Consider the following 3,606-nt stretch of genomic DNA (forward strand, 5'->3'; position numbering starts at 1 on the left):
TCATCGCCGCGGCGCGGGCCGGGGCGGGCGCGGTCCGGGTGGGCGGCACTGAGCGCCCCCACCGCCCGCACTCCGGTGCCGCTCCGGCCGCCGCGCCCGGGGGTGCCGTCGAACAGGGAGCTGAGCAGGATCTCCAGGGACCGGCCGTCCAGCAGGGCGTGGTGGGCGGTCAGCACGACGGCGAACCGGCCCCGGTCCGCGCCCGTCACCAGCGTCAGCCGCCAGGGCGGCAGTCCGGCGGGCAGAGGGCGGGCGACGAGCCGGCCGAGCAGCGCGGTGAACGCCGCGCGGTCACCGCCGTCGGCTGTGACGGCGGTGACGGCGGTGACGTGGCGGCGGGCGTCGAAGCGGTCGAGCGGCAGCCAGCGGTGCCCGCGCAGCCGGGCCGGCGGCGCCGGGGCCAGCAGCACCCGCCGCAGCCGGGGAAGACCGCCCCAGCGCTCCCCGACCCGGGCGCGCAGCGCGTCCGCCCCCGGCGGCCGGCCGGTGAACAGCGCCGCCATCCCGACCGTTTCGGGAACTCCGCGCGCACCGCAGTGGACTTCCTCCACCGGTGACAGGGCGATGCTTCTCTCCATACGCCTTCTCGCTCACTCATCGAGAACTCGCGCAGATCTTCGACGGCTCGCCCGGAAAACGCACGAGTCACCTGTCCGCGCCTTTTCTGATCCTGTGTCAGTATTCTGGCGGAACGCCCGGCGAGAAAAGGACCGACGCCCCTCCGGCCCCGGACGGCTCAGCGATCGGACCGGCGAACGCGCGGCCGGGAGCGGTCCCGCGAAAGCCGCCCGCCGCCGCACCGGCCCCGGTCCGCGGATCCACCGGAGGGAATTCGGGGCCGTTTCCCCGTGGAATCGCGGACGCCGGTCGCACAAGAACACGAAAACCTGTCGGATAACCGACGCAACCTCCTCGGGGAACAGCATGGCGGATGTCTTCGGCAAAGAACGGTCGGCTCTCCACCGCCTGGTGGCGCAGAGCGCCTCCCGGCCCTACTACCGCCCCCTCACGGCCCGGGGCTCGGAGGTCGAACTCGACGGCCGTACGGTGGTCATGGCCGGGTGCAACGACTACCTGGGGCTGTCGGCCGACCCCCGGGTGACCGAGGCCGCCGCCCGCGCGCTGCGCCGGTACGGCGTCTCCTGCTCCGGCTCGCGCGTGCTCAACGGCACGCTCGCGCTCCACGAGGAACTGGAGGGCCGGCTGGCCGCGTTCGTCGGCGGCGAGGCCGCACTGGTGACCACCACCGGCTTCCAGGCCAACCTCGCGCTCGCCGCCCTGCTGGACGAGCACGACGCCGTCTTCGCCGACATGTCCAACCACGCCTCGCTGGTGGACGCCGTACGGCTGGGCGGCGCCGCCCACCACCGCTACCGCCACCGCGACCTCGGGCACCTCGGCCGTCTGCTGGCCGCCTCAGATCCCGGCCGCGGCAGGCTGATCGTCACCGACGGCATGTTCTCCATGGAGGGCGACCTGTGCCCGCTGCCGGGCATCGTGGAGCTGGCCCGGCGCCACGGCGCCCGGCTGGTGGTGGACGGCGCCCACGACATCGGCCTGCTGGGCGCCCGCGGACGCGGCGTGAGCGAGCACTTCGGACTGACCGGCGAGGTGGACCTGGTCACCGGGACGCTGTCGAAGTGCTTCGGCTCCGTCGGCGGAATGCTGGTCGGCCCCGCCTCCGTCGTCGAGCACCTGCGCCACAGCGCCCGCTCCGTCCTCTTCTCGGCCGCGATGCCGCCGGCCTCGGCGGCCGCCGCCCTGGCCTCGCTCGACATCATCGAGTCCGAACCGGAGCGCCGGCGGCGGGTGTTCGGCCACGCCCGGCGGCTGCTCGCGGGGCTGCGGTCGCTCGGCTGGGACACCGGCGACTCCACCACCCCGGTGGTGCCGGTGTACGTGGGCGACTCGCGGCTGTGCCTGCGGGTGTGGCAGGAGCTGCTGGACGCCGGGGTGTTCACCAACGCCGTGGTGGCGCCGGCCGTGGCCCGCAACCGGGCCCTGATCCGGGTGACCCCCCAGGCGATCCACACCGACGACCACATCAGCCGCGTACTGGACGCCTTCGCGCGGGTACGGCGCGGGCTGGGCCCGCTCCTGCCGGCGCCGGGCGTCCCCGGGCGGCCCGAGGCGGTGGTGGCGTGAGCACCTCCCCGGCGCGCCCCACGCACCCCGTGCCCACCACGAGCGCCTCCCCCGCGGCCTGCGCGCCCCTCACCGTCCAACCGGTGCGCGGCCGCGCGGACACCGCCGCCTTCGCCGCACTCCCCCGCGCCCTGCACCGCGGCGACCCGTACCGGGTGCCGTCCGCCGGGAGGGAGCAGCGGGCCCTGATCGACCGGCGGCGCAACCCGTTCTTCGAGGTCGGCACGGCCGAGTTGTTCCTCGCCCGCCGGGGCCGGAAGGCGGTCGGACGGATCGCAGCCGCGGTCGACTCCCGCTACCAGGCCCTCCACGACGCGCGCGGCGGCCTGTTCGGCCTCTTCGAGTGCGCCGACGACCCCCGCGCGGCGGCCGCCCTCTTCGACGCGGCCGCCGCCTGGCTGCGCGAGCGCGGACTGGAGACGATGCTCGGCCCGCTGGGCTTCTCCGTCCACGACGAGTGCGGGGTCCTCGTCGAGGGCTTCGACGGCCCGCCCACCGTGATGATGCCGTACAACCCCGCCTACTACCCGGGCCTGTACGCCGCCTGCGGTCTGGCCAAGGCCAAGGACCTGCTGTCCTGGCGCGTCCCGGTGCCGCCCGGCGGCGAGCCGTCCGGGGCCGCCGCCCACGCGGCCCGTTGGGCCGCGAACGCGCCGGACGTACGGCTGCGGCCGCTGGACCCCCGCCGCCGGGAGGCCGACCTGGCCGCCGTCCGCGACATCTACACCGACGCCTGGTCCGGCAACTACGCCTCCGTCCCCATGACCGGCCGCGAGTTCTCCCACGCGATGGAGCGGCTGCGGCCGCTGGTACGGCCGGAGCTGGTGTGGTTCGCCGAGGTGCGCGGCGAACCGGTCGCCTTCACCTTCTGGCTGCCCGACGCCAACCAGGCGCTGCGCGCCGCCCGCGACATGCCCCTGGGACGGCTGCGCACGGCCCGGGCCGCCCGCCGCATCGACCGGGCCCGGGTGATCCTCACCGGCGTCAGGGCCGCCCACCGCGCCCGCGGGCTGACCGCCGCGCTGCTCGCCGAGGCCCAGCGGGCGGCCTTCCGCCTGGGGTACACCGAGAGCGAGTTCTCCTGGCTCCTGGAGGACAACCGCGACGCCAACCGCTACGCCGAGGCCTTCGGCGGCGTCCTCCACCGCAGGCACCGCCTCTACCGGCGCGATCTCGCCCCGCGCCCGGCCCCCGCGGCCGTCCCCGCGCCGGCCGCCGCGCACGTGCCCGGAGCCCGCCGGTGAGGTACCTGGTCACCGGCGCCACCGGCTTCGTCGGCACCCGTCTGGTGCACCGGCTGCTGGAGGAGGGCGACACCGTCGCCGCACTGGTGCGGGACCCCGCCCGGGCCCGGCTCCCGGCGGCGGTGGAGCCGCTGGACGGCGACCTCGCGGACGGCCGCGGCCTGAGGCGGGCCGCCGCCTGGGGCGCCGACCGCGTGATCCACCTGGCAGGCGCCGT

4 protein-coding genes are annotated in these 3,606 nt (G+C 76.2%); 3 read left to right on the forward strand and 1 reads right to left on the reverse strand.

All coding sequences use genetic code 11. The annotated features are described in order from the left end of the window. On the reverse strand, nt 1-578 hold a 578-nt coding region (locus ACLIYP_RS29645), incomplete at its 3' end, for a wax ester/triacylglycerol synthase domain-containing protein (RefSeq protein ID WP_412716167.1). Nucleotides 579-924: 346 nt separating this feature from the next. On the opposite strand from ACLIYP_RS29645, the gene ACLIYP_RS29650 reads away from it, so the two are divergent. The 3 genes from ACLIYP_RS29650 to ACLIYP_RS29660 form a co-directional block, all read left to right on the forward strand. Further along, complete coding sequence (locus ACLIYP_RS29650) at nt 925-2,145, forward strand: aminotransferase class I/II-fold pyridoxal phosphate-dependent enzyme (protein WP_412716168.1); 1,221 nt, start codon at nt 925-927, stop codon at nt 2,143-2,145. Continuing rightward, nucleotides 2,142-3,389 carry a GNAT family N-acetyltransferase gene (locus ACLIYP_RS29655; RefSeq protein ID WP_412716169.1) on the forward strand — a complete coding sequence of 416 codons (1,248 nt, stop codon included), beginning with the start codon at nt 2,142-2,144 and terminating at the stop codon, nt 3,387-3,389. Before ACLIYP_RS29650 ends, ACLIYP_RS29655 begins: the two co-directional genes overlap by 4 nt. Continuing rightward, nucleotides 3,386-3,606: NAD-dependent epimerase/dehydratase family protein (locus ACLIYP_RS29660; RefSeq protein ID WP_412716170.1), on the forward strand; the 221-nt coding region annotated here is incomplete at its 3' end. The genes ACLIYP_RS29655 and ACLIYP_RS29660, both read left to right, overlap by 4 nt.

The organism is Streptomyces nanhaiensis, from assembly GCF_046614825.1.
Taxonomy (GTDB): domain Bacteria; phylum Actinomycetota; class Actinomycetes; order Streptomycetales; family Streptomycetaceae; genus Streptomyces; species Streptomyces radiopugnans.

Bases quoted from the DNA above. Each gene is read 5' to 3' on its own strand.
- ACLIYP_RS29650 (WP_412716168.1), top strand. From the start codon at position 925: ATGGCGGATGTCTTCGGCAAAGAACGGTCGGCTCTCCACCGCCTGGTG.